Source organism: Parendozoicomonas verongulae (genome assembly GCF_009711465.1).
GTDB classification, from domain to species: domain Bacteria; phylum Pseudomonadota; class Gammaproteobacteria; order Pseudomonadales; family Endozoicomonadaceae; genus Sansalvadorimonas; species Sansalvadorimonas verongulae.
The window spans coordinates 1-532 of sequence record NZ_SMME01000310.1 but is presented as its reverse complement, the minus strand read 5'-3'; the positions used below and the strand labels follow the sequence as shown (position 1 = coordinate 532).

General features: G+C 52.8%; 1 protein-coding gene. It reads right to left on the bottom strand.

The genetic code is table 11. From position 1 onward, the window contains the following. On the bottom strand, nucleotides 1-532 hold a 532-nt coding region (locus E1189_RS22285; protein ID WP_196220855.1), incomplete at both ends, for a hypothetical protein.

The following is a 532-nucleotide window of genomic DNA, read 5'->3' as shown; positions in this document are numbered from 1 at the left end:
CTGCAGGGAATGAATAACAAGAGAGTGAGGTTCAAGCTCATGCTCTGCTTCATCCGGACGGTAGAAAACACAACGCCCTGCATAGATACGGTGGTTCCCCTCCCACCGAGGGCAGTTATGCCACCCCCTCTCCCGGCATAACCACTCTGATTTCCATTTCCGCCTCTCTGCAGGATTACTGAATCTCTCTCTGGTGCTCGCAGTTTCAAAGGGAATATCAAGACAGTAACACGCTATTAGTGAATCAATGTACTGCTCCTGCATGCTGTCACTGTCGGGGCGACTGATATCAACACCCCACTGGGCCAAAACATTCACCAGCTTTTGGCTAACTTCTCGCCCCATCCCTTTCAGCCGTAGCCGGATCACACCCTCCATAGCAAAATTTTCAGGCTGGTCATCTCCCAGCCAGACAACCTCTACCCCTCCTGCCTGCTCTTGTGTCGCATAGGAATCAATCCGGTAGTAATGGGTTTGCTCGCATTCAGCCCCTTCACCCTTCTCCCAGCCTCTCGAATAGCGCAGCCTGCGG